The organism is Pseudomonas graminis, assembly GCF_004364335.1.
GTDB lineage: Bacteria > Pseudomonadota > Gammaproteobacteria > Pseudomonadales > Pseudomonadaceae > Aquipseudomonas > Aquipseudomonas graminis_D.
Genome location: NZ_SOCR01000011.1, coordinates 20,548 through 37,573 on the forward strand (window position 1 = coordinate 20,548; position 17,026 = coordinate 37,573).

The window sequence follows — 17,026 nt, forward strand, 5'->3', positions numbered from 1 at the left end:
AAAGGCGCGCAATTTAACATGAAGGCCGGGGAATGGGGTGCAGCGGCGCAGGGTTGGCTCAACGTCGAGGGCTGCTGCCGCTCACCTTAAACATCATCCCGCTTGCCCTCGCCCGCTCCTCGCAGGCGATCAACACCGCGCGGCGCTGCTGATTGTCCATGCGGCTCCAGCCAGTGATCTCGGCCACGGTGCGCTGGCAACCGGTACAGATGTCGGCGTCATCCAGCGCGCAAATGCTTACACAGGGCGAGCGGACCGGCTTTTCATGGATCGGCGCTTCATGGGACGGAGAGTCGGAGCTGGACATCAGTCTTCCTGTGGGGCCAGGTCACGCGCGTAGCGCTGGGCGTTGTGAACGTAATGGGCGGCGCTGGCGTCGAGCATCTGCTTCTGCGCATCGGTGAGCTCGCGGACGATCTTGCCCGGCGAGCCCATGACCAGGGAGCCATCGGGAATGACCTTGCCTTCGCCGATCAGCGAATTGGCGCCGATGATGCAGTATTTGCCGATCTGCGCGCCATTGAGGATGACCGAGTTGATCCCGATGAGCGTGCTGTCGCCCACGCTACAACCGTGAAGCATCGCGTTGTGACCGATGGTCACGTTGCGGCCAATGGTCAGCGGCGAACCCATGTCGGTGTGCATCACCGTGCCGTCCTGCACGTTGCTGTTCTCGCCGATGTCGATCAGCTCGTTGTCGCCGCGCAACACGGCGCCGAACCAGACGCTGGCGTTGGCCTGCAAGCGCACATTGCCGATGACGGTGGCTGTCGGCGCGATCCAGCTGCTGGCGTGCGCGTCGACGCGGGCATCGCCCAGACGGTATTTCATGGTCTGCTCCTCATGGCTCGGACCTCATCGCTCATTCCTTACGCACGGCGCCAGGGCAGCGGGTCAGGATTTCAGCGTGTGGATGATCGATCGTTTGGGCGGCTGGTTGAGGTCGATGCCGCTGTCAAACAACAGGTTCATCAGCTCAACGATCATGATCGCGGTCAGGCCCCAGATCTTGTACTCGCCGAAGCGATAACTCGGCACGTACCAGCTGCGCCCCTGATAGTCGATGCGGTGGGTGTGTTCGCGGGCGTCCTGCCGGAAGAAATCCAGCGGCACGCTGAAGACCGCCGCGATCTCGCCATCATTGGGGGTGTACTCAACGAAATCCGGAATGATGCCGACGTAGGGCGTCACTCTTATGCCGTGCTTGGAGATCAGCGGACTCAGCGGGCCGATCACTTCCACCAGGCCAGGCGGCAGGCCGATCTCTTCCTGGGCTTCGCGCAGCGCGGTGAAGACCAGGTCCGGGTCTTCCGGGTCACGCCGCCCGCCCGGGAAGGCCACTTCACCGCCGTGGGTCGACAGGCCGCTGGCGCGCAGGGTCAGCACCAGTTCGGGCTCCGCGTTGCGAGTAATAGGGAGAAGCACGGCGGCCTCGGGGAAGCGAGCGTCCGTCTCCAGCATCACCGGCTTATGGCTGCTCATACGATTAAGTAGCTCATCCAGCATGGGAATTCTCGATCGGTTGCCTGCCCGGCATCATGCACCAAAGCGGCGACGCGCCCAAGTCTTGTAGGACAACCCGCGCGCGAAGACGCCTCTTGCCGTCCACCCGCGCTACAGCTCAAGATAGCCGCTGCCAACAGGAACCCGATTCGATCATGAAATTCTGCAGCAATTGCGGCAAACAGGTCATCCAGCGTATTCCCGAGGGCGACAGCCGTCTGCGTTACGTGTGTGAACATTGCGACACCATTCACTACCAGAACCCCAACATCGTGGCCGGCGTCGTGCCGGTGTGGGGCGAAAAGGTGTTGCTGTGCCGCCGCGCCATCGAGCCGCGACTGGGCTACTGGACGCTGCCCGCCGGGTTCATGGAAAACGGCGAAAGTGTCGAACAGGCCGCCCGCCGGGAAACCCTTGAAGAAGCCTGCGCGCAGGTCAAGGACCTGCAGCTGTATTCGATGATCGACGTGCCGTACATCAATCAGGTGCATATCTTCTACCGCGCGAACCTCGTCAGCCCGGAGTACGCCGCGGGCATTGAAAGCCTTGAGGTGAAGTTGTTCGACGAAGCCGATATCCCGTGGTCGGAGCTGGCTTTCCAGACCGTAAGGCGTACCCTAGAATGCTTTTTCCGCGACCGGCAGCACCAGGATTTCCAGGTGCACACCGATTGCCTGTCCGCTACCCCCCCTCTTAAAACCACTTGATCAAGACGACGACGCGCGATCGCCGCGCAGGCTTCAGGGATACCCTTTTCATGCGTTGGTTGCTTGCCGTTTTATGCCTGTCGGTTGTGCCGCTGTCCCAGGCTGCATTCACTCAGACCATCGTGCCCAAAGGCAGCGAACAGAAGTTCGTCGGCGGTAAGGTTGTCGACACCCAGAACATCGCTGACCGGACCATCGATAAAGTGCTGGTGCTCAAATCCGCTCATCAGTTGCAGCTGATCAGCCGTGGCGAGGCGCTGAAGACGTACCGGATCTCACTGGGCAAAGCGCCCAACGGACCCAAACTGCAAGAGGGAGACCAGCGCACGCCGGAGGGTTTCTACTGGCTCGACTGGCGCAAGACCAGCGACGCCTACAACCTGTCGATGCACATTTCCTACCCCAACATCTCCGATGCCGCACGCGCCCGTCGCGAAGGCGTGAAACCCGGCAGCATGATCATGATCCACGGCACGCCGATCAACGACGATTACCCGGAGTGGTATTTCCACACACTGGACTGGACGAACGGCTGCATCGCCATGCGCAACAGCGATATTCGTGAGGTATGGGATCTGGTGAAAGACGGCACGATGATCGAGATCAGGCCGTAAGCATCTGCGAGGGTCATGCAGAAAGCATCTGTCTAAAGCAAGGCTGCGGGGAAAGCTAGATATCTTCCAGCTTCCAGACGTCATAAGCCGGTACTTCGTAAGGATGACTGTCCTTCAGCGCAGTCACCACCCGCCTGATCAGCTCGTCTGACACGACAAGCTCAACCTTCCATTCCTGAACCTGCTCGACCTCGCCGGCTTGCCCGATAAACGGCTGACTGCCGTCCAGCGGGCGAAACTGGCCTTGCCCTAGCACCTGCCATGAGCAGCAGTCATACGCGCCGATTCTCCCCGCACCGGCGGCGAACAACGCGTTTTTGACCTGCTCCACATGGCTGGGTGGCACAAAGAAGGCCAACTTGTACATCAGCGATCAGTTCACCCAGACGCGCGCATTGCGGAACATGCGCATCCACGCGCCATCTTCCGCCCACTCATCCGGACGCCACGAGTTGGTCACTGCGCGGAACACGCGCTCAGGGTGCGGCATCATGATGGTGACGCGACCGTCGAGCGTAGTCAGACCTGCGATGCCACGGGGCGAACCGTTCGGGTTGGCCGGATAGGTTTCAGTGACCTTGCCGTGATTGTCGACGAAACGCACGGCAACGGTGCCGGACAGATCGGTTTCAATCAGCGACTCAGGGGTCTTGAACTCGGCGTGACCTTCACCGTGGGCAATGGCGATCGGCATGTGCGAGCCGGCCATGCCTTGCAGAAAGATCGACGCCGATTTCTGGATTTCGACCATCGCCACGCGCGCTTCGAACTGCTCCGAGCGGTTACGCACAAAGTGCGGCCAGAATTCGCTGCCCGGAATCAGCTCGCTGAGGTTGGACATCATCTGGCAACCGTTGCAAACGCCCAGCGCGAAGCTGTCGGTGCGGGCGAAGAAGCCCTGGAACGCGTCCCGTGCACGGCTGTTGAACAGCGCGGACTTGGCCCAGCCTTCACCGGCACCCAGCACGTCGCCGTAGGAGAAACCACCGCAGGCAACCAGACCTTTGAAATCGTTGAGGTCGACGCGACCGGCGAGAATGTCGCTCATGTGCACGTCGACCGAGACGAAACCGGCGCGGTCGAAGGCAGCGGCCATTTCGACCTGACCGTTGACGCCCTGCTCACGCAGTACCGCCACTTGTGGGCGAACGCCCTTCTTGATGTAAGGCGCAGCGATGTCGTCGTTGACGTCATAGCCCAGCTTCACGTTCAGGCCAGGGTTGTCTTCTTCCAGCAGCGCATCGAATTCCTGATCGGCGCAATCGGCGTTATCACGCAGGCGCTGGATCTGATAGCTGGTTTCGCTCCACTGACGCTGCAGCAGGCGACGATCGCCTTTGAACACGGTATCGCCGCTCAGGCTGATGATCACGTCGCTGTTGTTGATCGGCTTGCCGATCACGGCGACGCAATCCTCGCCCAGGCCGGCAGCGCTGAACTGCGCGAGCACCAGCGGCGTGGCGTCCTGGCGAACCTGGATCACTGCACCCAGCTCTTCGTTGAACAGAATGGCCGCAACTTTTTCGCGCTTGCCGGTCAGCGTGTCGAGTTCGAGATTCAAGCCGCAATGACCAGCGAAGGCCATTTCCAGCACGGTCGCCATCAAGCCACCGTCGGAACGGTCGTGGTAGGCCAGCAAGTGGCCGTCGGCGTTGAGGCCCTGGATGACGGCAAAGAAGGCTTTCAGGTCTTCAGCGTCATCGACGTCCGGCGCGACGCTGCCGAGCTTGCCGTGGGTCTGGGCGAGAATCGACGCGCCCATGCGGTTCTGACCACGGCCCAAGTCGATCAGGATCAGATCGGTCAGGCCCTTGTCCATGCGCAGTTGCGGGGTCAGGGTCTTGCGGATGTCGGTGACCGGTGCGAAACCGGTGACGATCAGCGACAGCGGCGAGGTCACGGTTTTTTCGGTGCCTTCGTCGCTCCAGCGGGTCTTCATGGACATCGAATCCTTGCCCACCGGAATGGTAATGCCCAGCTCGGGGCACAATTCCATGCCGACGGCTTTCACGGTGTCGTACAGACGCGCGTCTTCGCCCGGGTGGCCGGCAGCGGACATCCAGTTGGCGGACAGCTTGATGTCGGAAAGCTGGCCGATGCTCGATGCGGCAATGTTGGTCAGGGTCTCGCCAATCGCCATGCGGCCGGACGCCGGAGCGTCCAGCAATGCCAGCGGCGTGCGCTCGCCCATCGCCATGGCTTCGCCGGTGTACACGTCAAAACTGGTTGCCGTAACGGCGACGTCCGCCACCGGCACTTGCCACGGGCCGACCATCTGGTCGCGATTGACCATGCCGGTGATGCTGCGGTCGCCAATGGTAATAAGGAAGCTCTTGCTTGCCACTGCCGGGTGATGCAGCACGCGCTGCACGCTTTCTTCGATGTCGAGCGCGCTCGGATCGAAGTCGTCACCCAGCTCGGTTTCACGCTCGGCTGAACGGTGCATGCGCGGGGCCTTGCCCAGCAGCACTTCCAGCGGCATGTCGACAGGGTTGTTGCCGAAGTGGCTGTCGGTGACGGTCAGTTGCGGCTCTTCAGTTGCCTCACCGACTACTGCAAACGGGCAACGCTCACGTTCGCAGATGGCTTTGAAGCGCTCGAAATCAGGGGCGCTGACGGCCAGAACGTAACGTTCCTGGGACTCGTTGCTCCAGATTTCCAGCGGTGCCATGCCTGGCTCGTCGTTCGGCACGTTGCGCAGTTCGAAGCGGCCACCGCGACCGCCGTCGTTGACCAGTTCCGGGAAGGCGTTGGACAGACCGCCCGCGCCGACGTCATGGATGAACGCGATCGGGTTGGCTTCACCCAGCTGCCAGCAGCGGTCGATGACCTCCTGGCAGCGGCGTTCCATTTCCGGGTTTTCACGTTGTACCGAAGCAAAGTCCAGGTCAGCCGAGCTGGTACCGGTGGCCATGGAGGAAGCTGCGCCGCCGCCCAGACCGATCAGCATGGCCGGGCCGCCGAGCACGATCAGCTTGGCGCCGACGGTGATTTCGGCTTTCTGCACGTGCCCTTCGCGGATGTTGCCCATGCCGCCTGCGAGCATGATCGGCTTGTGGTAGCCGCGAACCTCATCGCCGTGGGGCGTGCTGATCGACTGCTCGAAGGTACGGAAATAACCGGTCAGGGCCGGACGACCGAACTCATTGTTGAACGCCGCGCCACCCAGCGGGCCTTCGATCATGATGTCCAGCGGCGTCACGATGCGCTCGGGTTTGCCGTACGGCTTTTCCCAAGGCTGCTCGAAACCCGGAATGTTCAGGTTGGACACCGTGAAACCGGTCAGGCCGGCTTTCGGTTTGGCACCACGTCCGGTGGCGCCCTCGTCGCGGATCTCGCCGCCGGAACCGGTGGCCGCGCCCGGGAACGGGGCAATCGCCGTCGGGTGGTTGTGGGTTTCGACCTTCATCAGAATGTGCACCGGCTCCTGAACCGCACCGTACTCACGGCTTTCAGGATTCGGGAAGAAGCGGCCGGCCACGCTGCCGACGATCACCGAGGCGTTGTCCTTGTAGGCGGACAGCACGCCTTCGTTGTGCATCTGGTAGGTGTTCTTGATCATGCCGAACAGGCTTTTTTCCTGGCTCTGGCCGTCGATGTCCCAACTGGCGTTGAAGATCTTGTGACGGCAATGCTCGGAGTTGGCCTGCGCGAACATCATCAGTTCGATGTCGTGGGGGTTGCGCTTGAGGCCGGTGAACGCGTTCACCAGGTAATCGATTTCGTCTTCGGCCAGGGCCAGCCCCAGTTCGACGTTGGCTTTTTCCAGCGCCGCGCGGCCGCCACCCAGTACGTCGATGGCGATCAGCGGCTTGGGTTCAGCGTGGCTGAACAGGCTGGCGGCCTCTTCCAGCGCGCCCAGTACGATCTGGGTCATGCGGTCGTGAAGCGCGTCGGCGATCAGCTGTGCGTCGGCGTCGCTGAACTGGCCTTCTACATAAAAAGCGATGCCGCGCTCAAGACGCTGGATCTTGGTCAGGCTGCAATTGCGCGCGATGTCGGTGGCCTTGCTCGACCATGGCGAAATGGTGCCGAAACGCGGGAGGACCAGGAACAGGCGGCCCGCAGGCTCCTGAACCGGCACGCTCGGACCGTATTTGAGCAGGCGGGCAAGGACTTGCTGCTCGTCTTCGGTCAGAACGCCATTGACCTCAGCGAAGTGGGCGAATTCAGCGTACAGGCCACTGACAGCCGGAACTTTATCGTTCAGCTGTGCAAGTAATTTCTTGTGGCGGAAGGCGGAAAGGGCGGGAGCACCACGCAGGATCAACATCGTCGGGACAGCCTCGGGAAGGGGGTGTGCTTTGAGGCCGTGCATTCTAGCCTAATCAGTCTGCATCGGCACCCGAAACCACGGCATGGGATGCACCCGAATGTCGGCTCCGGGCGCTTGCCTGCGCCGGAAGGTAAAAAATCCTCTGCTCTATCAGACGCGACCCGCGCTGTCGAGATATGGCGGTATGGCTCCTTTGCGTATACTGCACCGATGTTTTCCCAATCAGATTTCCGCCCACGCTGTGCCAAGTGGCTCATCGCAACCGGAATCTTCCTGCTGCTCGGCGCGTGTGTGGAGAAACCCAACACGCTGGAACGAGTCAAGGAGGATGGCGTTCTGCGCGTCGTCACCCGCAACAGCCCGGCGACCTATTTTCAGGACCGCAACGGTGAAACCGGTTTCGAGTACGAACTGGTGAAGCGTTTCGCCGATGATCTGGGCGTTGAACTGAAAATAGAAGCTGCCGACAACCTTGACGACCTGTTCGATCAGATGGGCAAGCCCGGCGGCCCGGTCCTGGCGGCAGCGGGCCTGGTCAGCAGCGAAAACCGCGCGAAGCAGGTACGTTTTTCACACTCTTATCTTGAAGTCACTCCGCAGGTCGTTTACCGCAACGGGCAGTCGCGCCCCACCGATCCGGGCGATCTGGTCGGCAAGCGCATCCTCGTGCTTAAAGGCAGCAGCCACGCCGAGCAACTGGCAGCGCTGAAGGTCAAGTATCCCGGCATCAACTACGACGAATCCGATCAGGTCGAAGTCGTCGACCTGCTGCGCATGGTGGATGAGGGCCAGATCGACCTGACCCTGGTGGATTCCAACGAACTGGCGATGAATCAGGTGTATTTCCCCAACGTTCGCGTCGGCTTCGACCTCGGCGATGGCCGCGATCAGCGTTGGGCCGTGGCATTGGGCGATGACAACAGCCTGCTCAACGAGATCAACGCCTATCTCGACAAGATGCAGAAGAACGGCATGCTGCAGCGGCTCAAAGACCGCTATTACGGGCATGTCGACGTCCTCGGTTACGTCGGTGCCTACACCTTCGCCCAGCATTTGCAGGAACGCCTACCCAAGTACGAAAAGCACTTCCAGACCGCTGCCAAAGCAGAACAGGTGGACTGGCGCCTGCTGGCGGCGATCGGTTATCAGGAATCGTTATGGCAGCCGGGCGTGACGTCCAAGACCGGCGTGCGCGGCTTGATGATGCTGACGCAGAGCACGGCCCAGGCCATGGGTGTGTCCAATCGGCTTGACGCCAAGCAGAGTATTCAGGGCGGCGCCAAGTATTTTGCCTACGTCAAGGAACAGCTCGACGACTCGATTCAGGAGCCGGATCGCACCTGGCTGGCGCTTGCGTCCTACAACATCGGCACCGGCCATCTGGACGACGCGCGCAAGTTGGCGGAAAGCGAAGGCCTGAACCCGAACAAGTGGCTGGACGTGAAAAAAATGCTGCCGCGTCTGTCGCAGAAAAAGTGGTACAGCAAGACCCGCTACGGGTACGCCCGGGGTGGCGAACCCGTCAGTTTCGTTGCCAACATCCGCCGCTATTACGACATCCTGACCTGGGTGACGCAGCCGCAGATGGAAGGCGGACAGGTCGCGGAAGGCTCGTTGCATGTGCCCGGTGTGGACAAGACCAAGCCGTCGGAAGAAAAAGCACCGCTTTAATCACCCGCCAGAATCCGCTCAAAGCCGCACTGAATCAGCCCTTCGCCCGCCTCATCCTGAAAAACTCGCTCAGCATCGTCCCGCACTCCTCCCCCAGCACCCCGCCTTCAAACAGCACGCGATGGTTCAGGAAAGGCTGCGTGAAGAACTGACCCTGACTCTGTACCACCCCCGCTTTCGGCTCGGTCGCGCCATACACCACGCGGCTGATGCGCGAGTGGACGATCAACCCCGCGCACATGCTGCAGGGTTCCAGGGTCACGTACAGCGTGCTGCCGGGCAGGCGGTAATTACTGAGTGACTGCGCCGCTGCGCGAATGGCGACCATCTCGGCGTGGGCACTGGGATCGCTGCCGCTGATGGGGCAATTGAAACCGCGACCCACGATTTCACCGTCCTGCACCACCACCGCGCCGACCGGCACCTCGCCCAGCAGCGCACCCTCCGCCGCCAGCGCCAAAGCTTCACGCATGAAGTGCTGATCGCGGCTGCGATCGATGATAAGCGGCTGACGCATCAGGAAACCTCGATAGCGGCCATGAGACCGGTTTCCATGTGATCAATCACATGGCAGTGAAACATCCACACGCCGGGATTATCCGCCACCAAGGCGACGCGGGCGCGCTCGTTGCGCCCCAGCAGGTAGGTGTCGGTGAAGTACGGAATCACGTCCTTGCGATTGGAGGCGATGACTTTGAAGCTCATGCCGTGCAAGTGAATGGGGTGCTGATACTGGGTCATGTTCTTCAGCTCGAAGATGTAACTCTTGCCCCGTTCGAGCCTGGCGATCGGCCGGTCGGCGCAGGTCTTGTCGGTTATGTCCCACGCCTGGCCGTTGATCTGCCACAAGCTCGGCGGTTTACCGTTGTCGACATTCACTGACACCGAACCGACCCACTCGAAATTGAAATTGAGCTTCTCGGCGTTCGCCAGATCAGGCTCGGCGACCGGATTGGCCGGCAGCTCAGGCGGCCAGTCGCCCGGCGTATCGGTGCTGGCGATCGAACGAAATGTGCCCAACCGCACCGGGCCGTTGCGCAGGGAGATTTCTTCACCGGCGGCAGGCGCCTTGATCGCCAGACAGATGCGCATGCCCGGCCCCAGCCAGTAATCCTTGCCCAGCGGACGGGGTTGGACCGGGTTGCCGTCCAGGGCGTAGATCATCGCCTCGGCGCCCGGCAGGTTCAGGCGATAGGTCACGGTGTTGTCGAGATTGAGAAGGCGCACGCGGGTGATCTGCCCGGCAGGCAGCTCTACGATGCCTTGTGGCACGCCATTGATCGTCGACAATCGCCCGGCCGTGCCCTCGCGTGCGGCCTCGCGAATGACGCTGAATTCAGTGAAAGCGCCCTCCTCGTCAACGTGCCAGCTCTTCAGGCTGACGACGCGCTCGTGGGCAAATCCGCTGGGCTCACGCTCCTCGACGATCAGCGGACCGACCAGCCCGCGGCCCAGTTCTTCGCTGCTGCTGACGTGGGGGTGATACCAATAGCTGCCGGCGTCCGGCACACGGAATGTATAGTCGAAGTACTCGCCCGGCTTGACCGGCAATTGCGAGACATAAGGCACGCCGTCCATCTCCAGCGGAAGCCGAATGCCATGCCAGTGAATCGTGGTTTCAACGGGCAGATGATTGATGAAGCGCACCCGTAGCCACTCGCCCTGTCTGACGCGCAGTTCAGTGCCTGGCGCCGAGCCGCCGAATGCCCAGGCGGGCGTCTGGTGCCCGGCCACCAGCTCGACGTCCAGCGGCGCGGCGATCAGTTCGTAATCATGCCCTTCTCCCGGCCCGCGTTTGCCCAGCCAATACCGTGAAGCGCCGCCCGCGCCAAGCCCGACCACGGCAAGACCGGCCAGACCTCCGAGTATCTGTCGACGGGTAAAAGACATGTACAAAAAACCTCAACAACGACTGGCCACATCCGGGAGCGATGCGTGGGGCGCACACGATACACCGGCACTTACAGAAATTTAAGGTGACTGCGTACGCAATACATATTTAGTGCCAAATGAATCGGCAATCACGCCAAGCTTGTCTTCCCATTCATCAAGGAAGACGAATATGACCTTTGCACCTGCCCGCCCACCCGCTACCTCCCTGAGCCAGGACCGAACCGCGCTCATCAAAATGAGTGAGGGCCTGGTCGAGGCCTGCCCGGACATGCGCGAAATGGCCCGCAGCATCGCCCGAGAAATCCTCCTGCGTCACACCGGTCACGACACCGAGCCCGACACCGTTTACTGGCACTGCTTCCACACGGCAGAGAACAGTCCGCGATCGTTCAATGGCTGGCAACACCGGGACGCGCCCTATCAATCGATGACCCTCCCGCAGCTGGTCATGCACCGTTTCAATCCCCAGGATCAGGACAACGCCGACACCCTGCCGATGCTCAGCGGGTTCTACACCGCCGGCGCTGATGCAGACGCGTTCGATGAACGCAACGAGGTCAGGATGTTGCCCGCGCAGGTCATGAGCGACTTATGGGCCGTGGACTTCAAATCCCGCTATCAAGAGAAGTTGAAAGCGTTCTGGCGCGACTTCGCCGATGATTTCCGCACCATGGCCAAAGCCAACTTCATCGCCAGCGCCTTCGAAGACCACCACGCCGGCTGGCTCAGTGAAGAAGATCTACGAACCGTCTTGCGTGCGGCTAACGTTGAACCGACCGATTCTCCGAGCCTGCAAACACTCCAGGCCAGCGCGCCGGCCAGTGTTGACGCAAACGTCTGGACCTTCGACGTGATCGGCTATGAGGCCAGCGACATCTTGCGCATTGTGACCGCTGGCGGCCGGCAAATTCTCTACACGCCCGGCGAAGTACAGGCGTTTCATGCCTTCGCGACAGCGGAAGAATTGCACTGGTGGCTACTGTCGCAGAACAACCGCCCGGAGCGGCGCGCACGCTTCATGGGGCACTTCCCGTTGTCGGCACATGGCCAGGCTGATGAAAACATCGGGCTGTATCACGGCCTTGATGTGCTCTACACCACATGGGGATCTGCTCACTCCGGCCTGATCAATCAACAGAGTCGGCCTGTGTCAGGGGACCCGTTCGCTCATCTGCGCGATTCGATCCGAGCTCGAATGTTTGCCGACGCAGATCTGGCGCTGCATTCAAATGCCGACCTGCGCAAACAGATGTGGATCGGTTATCTGCGAGCGTTCTCTCAGCTTTCCGGTGCACTGGCAGCGATTGACTGGCCGGTTGCGCTGGCAGCAGTGGGCGCCGGCATCGCCGACATGGGCCTCAACATTGATCAGGCCGTTAACGGCGCGAGCACGGCACAACGCAAGGCCGGGGTCATCGGCGCCGTCACTGCGGGCATCGACACGCTGTTTAATAGCGCATTTCTTGCCGGCGGAGAGGCGTTGGCGGAAGGCGAGTTACCGCAGCCTGAAGCCGGGCTGGAGCCATCCCCCGAAGTCGATGAACCCGTTAGTGGGTTCGTTGAAGCGCCGTGCTTCGAACCCGAATCCGTTTACCCCTTTGAGCGCAACAATGCGCTGGCCTCCTTCGAGACCAACATGCTGCTGGATGCCTTCGAACCCGTCCGCGAAGAAGGCCGCATGAAAGGCGTCTACCTGACTGATCAGGGCGAGACGTTTATCGAGATCGATGGCTTCGCCTATGCCGTTCGCTACATCAACGAGCTGAAATGCTGGGCCATCATCGACCCTGAGAACCCCTTCTCGTTTTATCAAAACAGACCCGTACGGCTCAATAACGGGGGCAGGTGGGAGCCCATCATTCCGTTGAGCCTGCAAGGCGGAGGTAAAGCGCTGAGCAAGATAGGGATTGGACATGGGCCCGGCGTTTCACCGCACACAGCGCCTCTGCCCAGCCCCTACGAAATACCGGAGGCACTCAGGTCCGATGTAATGGAAGGCGCGCAATTTGGTGGACGTCGTGTGGATGAGCGTTACCACAGTGGCGATTTCAGCACGCGCGACCCCTACGATGATTTCAAACGCCTGCGTCACGATCTGCGCAATGACGCCGACGCATTTTTCACGACACTCCAACTGCCCCCGCGTCCGGAAATCCCGGAACTGCCTACCGACGCGCCGTTGAAAAGCACGCTGAAAACACTGTTCAAGCGCTCACCGGGTCTGGTCATCGGCGAGAGTCACGCGGGTGTGGGCAGTAAACGATTTTTAATCGAACAAATGCCGCGGCTCGCCAAGCTCAAGGTCCGGACACTGTACATGGAGCACCTGCTGACAGATTTCCACCAGGCAGAGCTGGATGCCTTTTCGAAGACAGGGGAGATGTCGCTTCAGCTTGAAGCGTATATAGACACGCTCGACAAAGGGCATCGGACTGATCCCACCGGCAAATACACATTCATGGCCGTGCTCAGAGCCGCCCGAGCCAATCGGGTGCGAATCAGAGCCATCGACTGCATGGCCAGTTATCGCCTAGATGGCGCACGGGGTGCTGAACGGACGCTCAGGCAAAAAATGATGAACTATTTCGCCAAAGGCGTTATCGATTCCCATCAGGCGGCAATGGGCGGTAACTGGGTTGCGCTCGTCGGTAACTCCCACGCCAACACGTTTCTGGGTATCCCCGGCGTTGCCGAACTGGAAGGCGCCGTCGGGTTGCGTATCGAAGACGTCCGCGTCATTGAATCGGTTGGGATAACGCCGGACCCAGGCGCCGAAATGTCCGACTCGTTGGGCCGTCGCGCGGGGACCGTGAGGAGCGACTTACGCCTGCAATACCTGCGAGAAGCGCCCAGCCAGCGGACCGACCTGGAGAGCAGGTTGCTCCACCCTGGCATGTTCACGCTCGAACGAACCGGCGACGGGGTGACGCTCGTGCACCGCAACAAGGCAGGCTCTACGGTGCGTACGGAGGTCAAACACGAGAGGAATCGCGTGTACATCGACCGCCCAGCTTGGCCCCGTGTGAGTGGGCGGCGATTCGATACCTTGGCGGATCTGACGACTGCGCTGGAGCTGATGGGGATGAGGTTGGTGGGTTGATTATCTGGGAGTGAAAAACCGAGTGAGACGTTGAGGCTCACTCGGCTTTCGCTTAAGAAGGTATAGCAGCTCTAAACTCCGCACAACCAACCTAACCCCGTGTCGGGCTGGTAATTCGTGCTGAAATTCAGTTAGTGTTCTGACCTGAATTTTTTGAAAAGCAAGGAGCTAATCATGTCATTTGATGCATTTATGAAGGTTGATAGGGTTGAGGGTGAGTCTCTTGACGATGTCTGTATATGGTGTAACTAAGCCGGTCTTAAAACCAGATTCTTGGCGCCTATTTAGATACATTAGAACTGACTATGTTCGCGCATATAGAAATACGTCAGTACCTGCATTAGTTCTAGACAGGGCCGCCGACGCTATCACAGTAGGCGGAATGCAAAAATAGTGAACCAACAAAAAGCTGGACGCATCATTTCAAACGCAAGAGTTTATTTGTTTGCGATTGCGTGCGCTGCCTTTCATTCAGTATGGATATTGCTTCTCGTTAATTATTTCTTTGATTTAAGCATTTTCGTGGCTAGATGTATTTTAGGAATATGCTTTATCATGATCTCATTCGTTTGCATTAAGTTATTTCATCGAAAAATAAACAGGCTTTGAGGGGCCCTATACTTCTCCTAGAGAAACGTTGTTCATACTGGAGCCCCCCAATACACGCCAGCTTGAAATTTAAAAAGATCAAGTTTTTATGATGTTAATTGCAAGCTCAATGGTTGACCCCCAATTTGAGCCAGCGGCGACATTTCCTTATAACGCCATGCACATAGCAATAGTTCCGGCTACCGCCCCCCGCGACGTAAACCGGATGATCAACCCAGCTTCGTTGATTCGCCTACGAGACGTAGCCGAGTCGCCGATTTGCGAAGGCTGACAGGTTCAACGTCGAGCCCAGCAGCAACCGCAATACCTCTGGATCGTTGCTCCTGAGAAGCTCGACCAGATCCTCTTGGTGAGGCTGCCCAAGCGCCGCGCGATGATGACGCTGGCGCGTCGAGCGATAACCTGAAACCGAGTGAGGCATTGGTGGCTTCACTCGGCTTTTTCGGGACGACAAGGCGGTGAGCCCGTACCGTGGGGGAAGATTACACGTTCACAAAACATGGACCTTTGACTAGCCGACGCCATTTTCCATCAGCTGTTGCGATGGTTAAGGATTGCAGTCATCAAATCCTGCACGTCGTCACTCAGGCGATTATCAATAACTTCTGCCACCCAAGGGCAGCCCGCCTTGAGCAAGTGATTGCGCCAGTCGCCTGGCCAATCTTCGAGCTCTAATAAGCCCAATCGAATTGCGCCACCACGTTCAGCATGTCCACCTCCTATCGACTCCTCAAAACAGAATGGTTTATCCGGTTCGCCGGGGATGATGTGGACCGCATAGACCCAATGCCCCGGCTCAACGGCGTTATTTTTCGCCCCTATTGTTATCCAGCGCGGCTTCGGAGCAGGAGCGTCAATTACGGATGAGTTCATTTGCGGTTCGCCGTTCCCGTAGTGTTATCCAAGATTCGCCTTCCTGTATTGATTGCAGAAGCTGCCAGAATTTGCCAGCCCCAAAAAGCCAAAAGCCCGCAATTGCGCGGGCTCCAGGGCATTTCTTGCTAGATGGTGCCGGACAGTGCCGGACGTCCCATCATTCCCACTCAATCGTCGCAGGCGGCTTGCTCGACACGTCATAAGTCACGCGCGAAATACCTTCGATCTCATTGATGATCCGGCCGCTCACCGTTTCCAGGAGTTCGTAAGGCAGGTGCGCCCAACGTGCGGTCATGAAGTCGATGGTTTCTACCGCACGCAGGGCCACGACCCAGGCGTAACGACGACCATCACCGACCACGCCAACCGATTTCACCGGCTGGAACACAACGAATGCCTGGCTGACTTTGTGGTACCAGTCGGCTTTGCGCAGTTCTTCGATGAAGATGTGGTCGGCGCGACGCAGCAGGTCGGCGTATTCCTTCTTCACTTCACCGAGGATGCGTACGCCCAGGCCCGGGCCCGGGAATGGGTGGCGGTAGACCATGTCGTACGGCAGGCCGAGTTCGAGGCCCAGACGACGGACTTCGTCCTTGAACAGTTCGCGCAGTGGCTCGACCAGTTTCAGGTTCATCTCTTCCGGCAGGCCGCCCACGTTGTGGTGCGACTTGATAACGTGGGCCTTGCCGCTTTTGGCGCCAGCGGACTCGATCACGTCGGGGTAGATGGTGCCCTGGGCCAGGTACTTGATGTTGTCGAGCTTGGTCGACTCGGCGTCGAACACGTCGATGAAGGTGCGCCCGATGATCTTGCGCTTCTTCTCCGGGTCGCTTTCGCCGGCCAGGTTGTTGAGGAACTGGTCCTCGGCGTTGGCGCGGATCACCTTGACGCCCATGTTCTCGGCGAACATTGCCATGACTTGCTCGCCTTCGTGCAAACGCAGCAGGCCGTTGTCGACGAAGACGCAGGTCAGCTGGTCGCCGATGGCTTTGTGCAGCAGGGCCGCGACCACCGAGGAGTCAACACCGCCGGACAAGCCCAGCAGCACGTTGTCGGTGCCGACCTGGGCGCGAACCTGGGCGATGGCGTCTTCGGCGATTTTCGACGGGGTCCACAGCGCTTCGCAGCCGCAGATGTCGAGGATGAAGCGCGACAGGATGCGACCGCCCTGCTTGGTGTGGGTCACTTCCGGGTGGAACTGCACGCCGTAGTAGCCGCGGGTGTCGTCGGCCATGCCGGCGATCGGGCAGCTCGGAGTGCTGGCCAATACGTGGAAGCCTTCCGGGATTTCGGTGACCTTGTCGCCGTGGCTCATCCATACATCGAGACCGAAAACGCCATCGGCGTCGACGTGGTCTTCGATGCCATCCAGCACGCGGCTCTTGCCGACGACGTCGACTCGGGCATAACCGAATTCACGCAATTCGGAGCCAGCCACGCGGCCACCGAGCTGCTCGGCCATGGTTTGCATGCCGTAGCAGATACCGAAGATCGGCACGTTGAGGTCGAACACGGCCTGCGGCGCGCGCGGGCTGTCAGCCACGTGGACGGACTCGGGGCCGCCGGCGAGGATGATGCCTTTCGGGGCGAATTCGCGTATCGCTTCGTCCGACATGTCGAACGGGTGCAGTTCGCAGTAGACGCCGATTTCGCGAACGCGACGGGCGATCAGCTGGGTGTACTGGGAACCGAAGTCCAGGATCAGGATGCGGTGGGCGTGAATGTCGAGGGCCATAGTCATTCTCGTCGAAAATCAGAAACAAGACGGGGCTGTCAT

At 60.0% G+C, this 17,026-nt stretch carries 14 protein-coding genes; 5 read left to right on the plus strand and 9 right to left on the minus strand.

Annotated features, from left to right (window positions below):
• Positions 1-58: 58 nt before the first annotated feature.
• The 3 genes from EC919_RS20435 to EC919_RS20445 all read right to left on the minus strand — a co-directional run bounded on the left by EC919_RS20435 (position 59) and on the right by EC919_RS20445 (position 1,506).
• Positions 59-307, minus strand: coding sequence for a DUF1289 domain-containing protein (locus EC919_RS20435; protein WP_133776174.1), 249 nt, complete (start codon positions 305-307; stop codon positions 59-61).
• The gene (locus EC919_RS20440; protein WP_133776175.1) at positions 307-831 is read right to left on the minus strand and encodes a gamma carbonic anhydrase family protein; all 525 of its coding nucleotides are present in this window, start codon (positions 829-831) and stop codon (positions 307-309) included. Before EC919_RS20440 ends, EC919_RS20435 begins: the two co-directional genes overlap by 1 nt.
• 63 nt (positions 832-894) lie before the next feature.
• Positions 895-1,506, minus strand: coding sequence for a CoA pyrophosphatase (locus EC919_RS20445; protein WP_133776176.1), 612 nt, complete (start codon positions 1,504-1,506; stop codon positions 895-897).
• A 152-nt stretch (positions 1,507-1,658) separates the two neighbouring features.
• On the opposite strand from EC919_RS20445, the gene EC919_RS20450 reads away from it, so the two are divergent.
• Entirely contained in the window at positions 1,659-2,210 is a 552-nt protein-coding gene (locus EC919_RS20450) for an NUDIX hydrolase (RefSeq protein ID WP_133776177.1), read from the plus strand.
• A gap of 50 nt (positions 2,211-2,260) precedes the next feature.
• On the plus strand, positions 2,261-2,824 hold the full coding sequence (locus EC919_RS20455; protein ID WP_074892288.1) for a L,D-transpeptidase family protein: 564 nt from the start codon (positions 2,261-2,263) through the stop codon (positions 2,822-2,824).
• 55 nt (positions 2,825-2,879) lie between these two features.
• Here EC919_RS20455 and EC919_RS20460 read toward each other — a convergent pair whose 3' ends face one another.
• Positions 2,880-3,191 (minus strand): YqfO family protein, encoded by a 312-nt coding sequence (locus EC919_RS20460; RefSeq protein ID WP_133776178.1) that lies wholly within the window; start codon positions 3,189-3,191, stop codon positions 2,880-2,882.
• Between the two features lie 6 nt (positions 3,192-3,197).
• Positions 3,198-7,097 carry a phosphoribosylformylglycinamidine synthase gene (purL, locus tag EC919_RS20465; protein WP_133776179.1) on the minus strand — a complete coding sequence of 1,300 codons (3,900 nt, stop codon included), beginning with the start codon at positions 7,095-7,097 and terminating at the stop codon, positions 3,198-3,200.
• Positions 7,098-7,310: 213 nt separating this feature from the next.
• On the opposite strand from purL, the gene mltF reads away from it, so the two are divergent.
• Entirely contained in the window at positions 7,311-8,771 is a 1,461-nt protein-coding gene (gene mltF / locus EC919_RS20470) for a membrane-bound lytic murein transglycosylase MltF (RefSeq protein WP_208295006.1), read from the plus strand.
• 34 nt (positions 8,772-8,805) lie between these two features.
• On the opposite strand, the gene tadA is transcribed toward mltF, so the two are convergent.
• Together tadA and EC919_RS20480 are read right to left on the minus strand one after the other, a co-directional pair.
• Positions 8,806-9,288, minus strand: coding sequence for a tRNA adenosine(34) deaminase TadA (gene tadA, locus EC919_RS20475; protein ID WP_133776181.1), 483 nt, complete (start codon positions 9,286-9,288; stop codon positions 8,806-8,808).
• Positions 9,288-10,661, minus strand: coding sequence for a multicopper oxidase family protein (locus EC919_RS20480; protein WP_133776182.1), 1,374 nt, complete (start codon positions 10,659-10,661; stop codon positions 9,288-9,290). Before EC919_RS20480 ends, tadA begins: the two co-directional genes overlap by 1 nt.
• A 238-nt stretch (positions 10,662-10,899) precedes the next feature.
• Between EC919_RS20480 and EC919_RS20485 the strand changes: the two genes are divergently transcribed.
• Together EC919_RS20485 and EC919_RS20490 are read left to right on the plus strand one after the other, a co-directional pair.
• Positions 10,900-13,764, plus strand: a complete 2,865-nt coding sequence (locus EC919_RS20485; RefSeq protein ID WP_347876989.1) for a membrane-targeted effector domain-containing toxin — start codon at positions 10,900-10,902, stop codon at positions 13,762-13,764.
• Between the two features lie 229 nt (positions 13,765-13,993).
• Positions 13,994-14,158 (plus strand): DUF4225 domain-containing protein, encoded by a 165-nt coding sequence (locus EC919_RS20490; RefSeq protein ID WP_243842306.1) that lies wholly within the window; start codon positions 13,994-13,996, stop codon positions 14,156-14,158.
• 746 nt (positions 14,159-14,904) lie between these two features.
• On the opposite strand, the gene EC919_RS20500 is transcribed toward EC919_RS20490, so the two are convergent.
• Together EC919_RS20500 and guaA are read right to left on the minus strand one after the other, a co-directional pair.
• Positions 14,905-15,246, minus strand: coding sequence for a hypothetical protein (locus EC919_RS20500; protein WP_133776185.1), 342 nt, complete (start codon positions 15,244-15,246; stop codon positions 14,905-14,907).
• 160 nt (positions 15,247-15,406) lie between these two features.
• Positions 15,407-16,984 (minus strand): glutamine-hydrolyzing GMP synthase, encoded by a 1,578-nt coding sequence (guaA, locus tag EC919_RS20505; RefSeq protein WP_108120879.1) that lies wholly within the window; start codon positions 16,982-16,984, stop codon positions 15,407-15,409.
• Between the last annotated feature and the right edge of the window lie 42 nt (positions 16,985-17,026).

Coding starts and splice junctions, on each gene's coding strand:
- EC919_RS20435 (WP_133776174.1), bottom strand. CDS start 307: ATGTCCAGCTCCGACTCTCCGTCCCATGAAGCGCCGATCCATGAAAAG.
- EC919_RS20440 (WP_133776175.1), bottom strand. CDS start 831: ATGAAATACCGTCTGGGCGATGCCCGCGTCGACGCGCACGCCAGCAGC.
- EC919_RS20445 (WP_133776176.1), bottom strand. CDS start 1,506: ATGCTGGATGAGCTACTTAATCGTATGAGCAGCCATAAGCCGGTGATG.
- EC919_RS20450 (WP_133776177.1), top strand. CDS start 1,659: ATGAAATTCTGCAGCAATTGCGGCAAACAGGTCATCCAGCGTATTCCC.
- EC919_RS20455 (WP_074892288.1), top strand. CDS start 2,261: ATGCGTTGGTTGCTTGCCGTTTTATGCCTGTCGGTTGTGCCGCTGTCC.
- EC919_RS20460 (WP_133776178.1), bottom strand. CDS start 3,191: ATGTACAAGTTGGCCTTCTTTGTGCCACCCAGCCATGTGGAGCAGGTC.
- purL (WP_133776179.1), bottom strand. CDS start 7,097: ATGTTGATCCTGCGTGGTGCTCCCGCCCTTTCCGCCTTCCGCCACAAG.
- mltF (WP_208295006.1), top strand. CDS start 7,311: ATGTTTTCCCAATCAGATTTCCGCCCACGCTGTGCCAAGTGGCTCATC.
- tadA (WP_133776181.1), bottom strand. CDS start 9,288: ATGCGTCAGCCGCTTATCATCGATCGCAGCCGCGATCAGCACTTCATG.
- EC919_RS20480 (WP_133776182.1), bottom strand. CDS start 10,661: ATGTCTTTTACCCGTCGACAGATACTCGGAGGTCTGGCCGGTCTTGCC.
- EC919_RS20485 (WP_347876989.1), top strand. CDS start 10,900: ATGAGTGAGGGCCTGGTCGAGGCCTGCCCGGACATGCGCGAAATGGCC.
- EC919_RS20490 (WP_243842306.1), top strand. CDS start 13,994: ATGTCTGTATATGGTGTAACTAAGCCGGTCTTAAAACCAGATTCTTGG.
- EC919_RS20500 (WP_133776185.1), bottom strand. CDS start 15,246: ATGAACTCATCCGTAATTGACGCTCCTGCTCCGAAGCCGCGCTGGATA.
- guaA (WP_108120879.1), bottom strand. CDS start 16,984: ATGGCCCTCGACATTCACGCCCACCGCATCCTGATCCTGGACTTCGGT.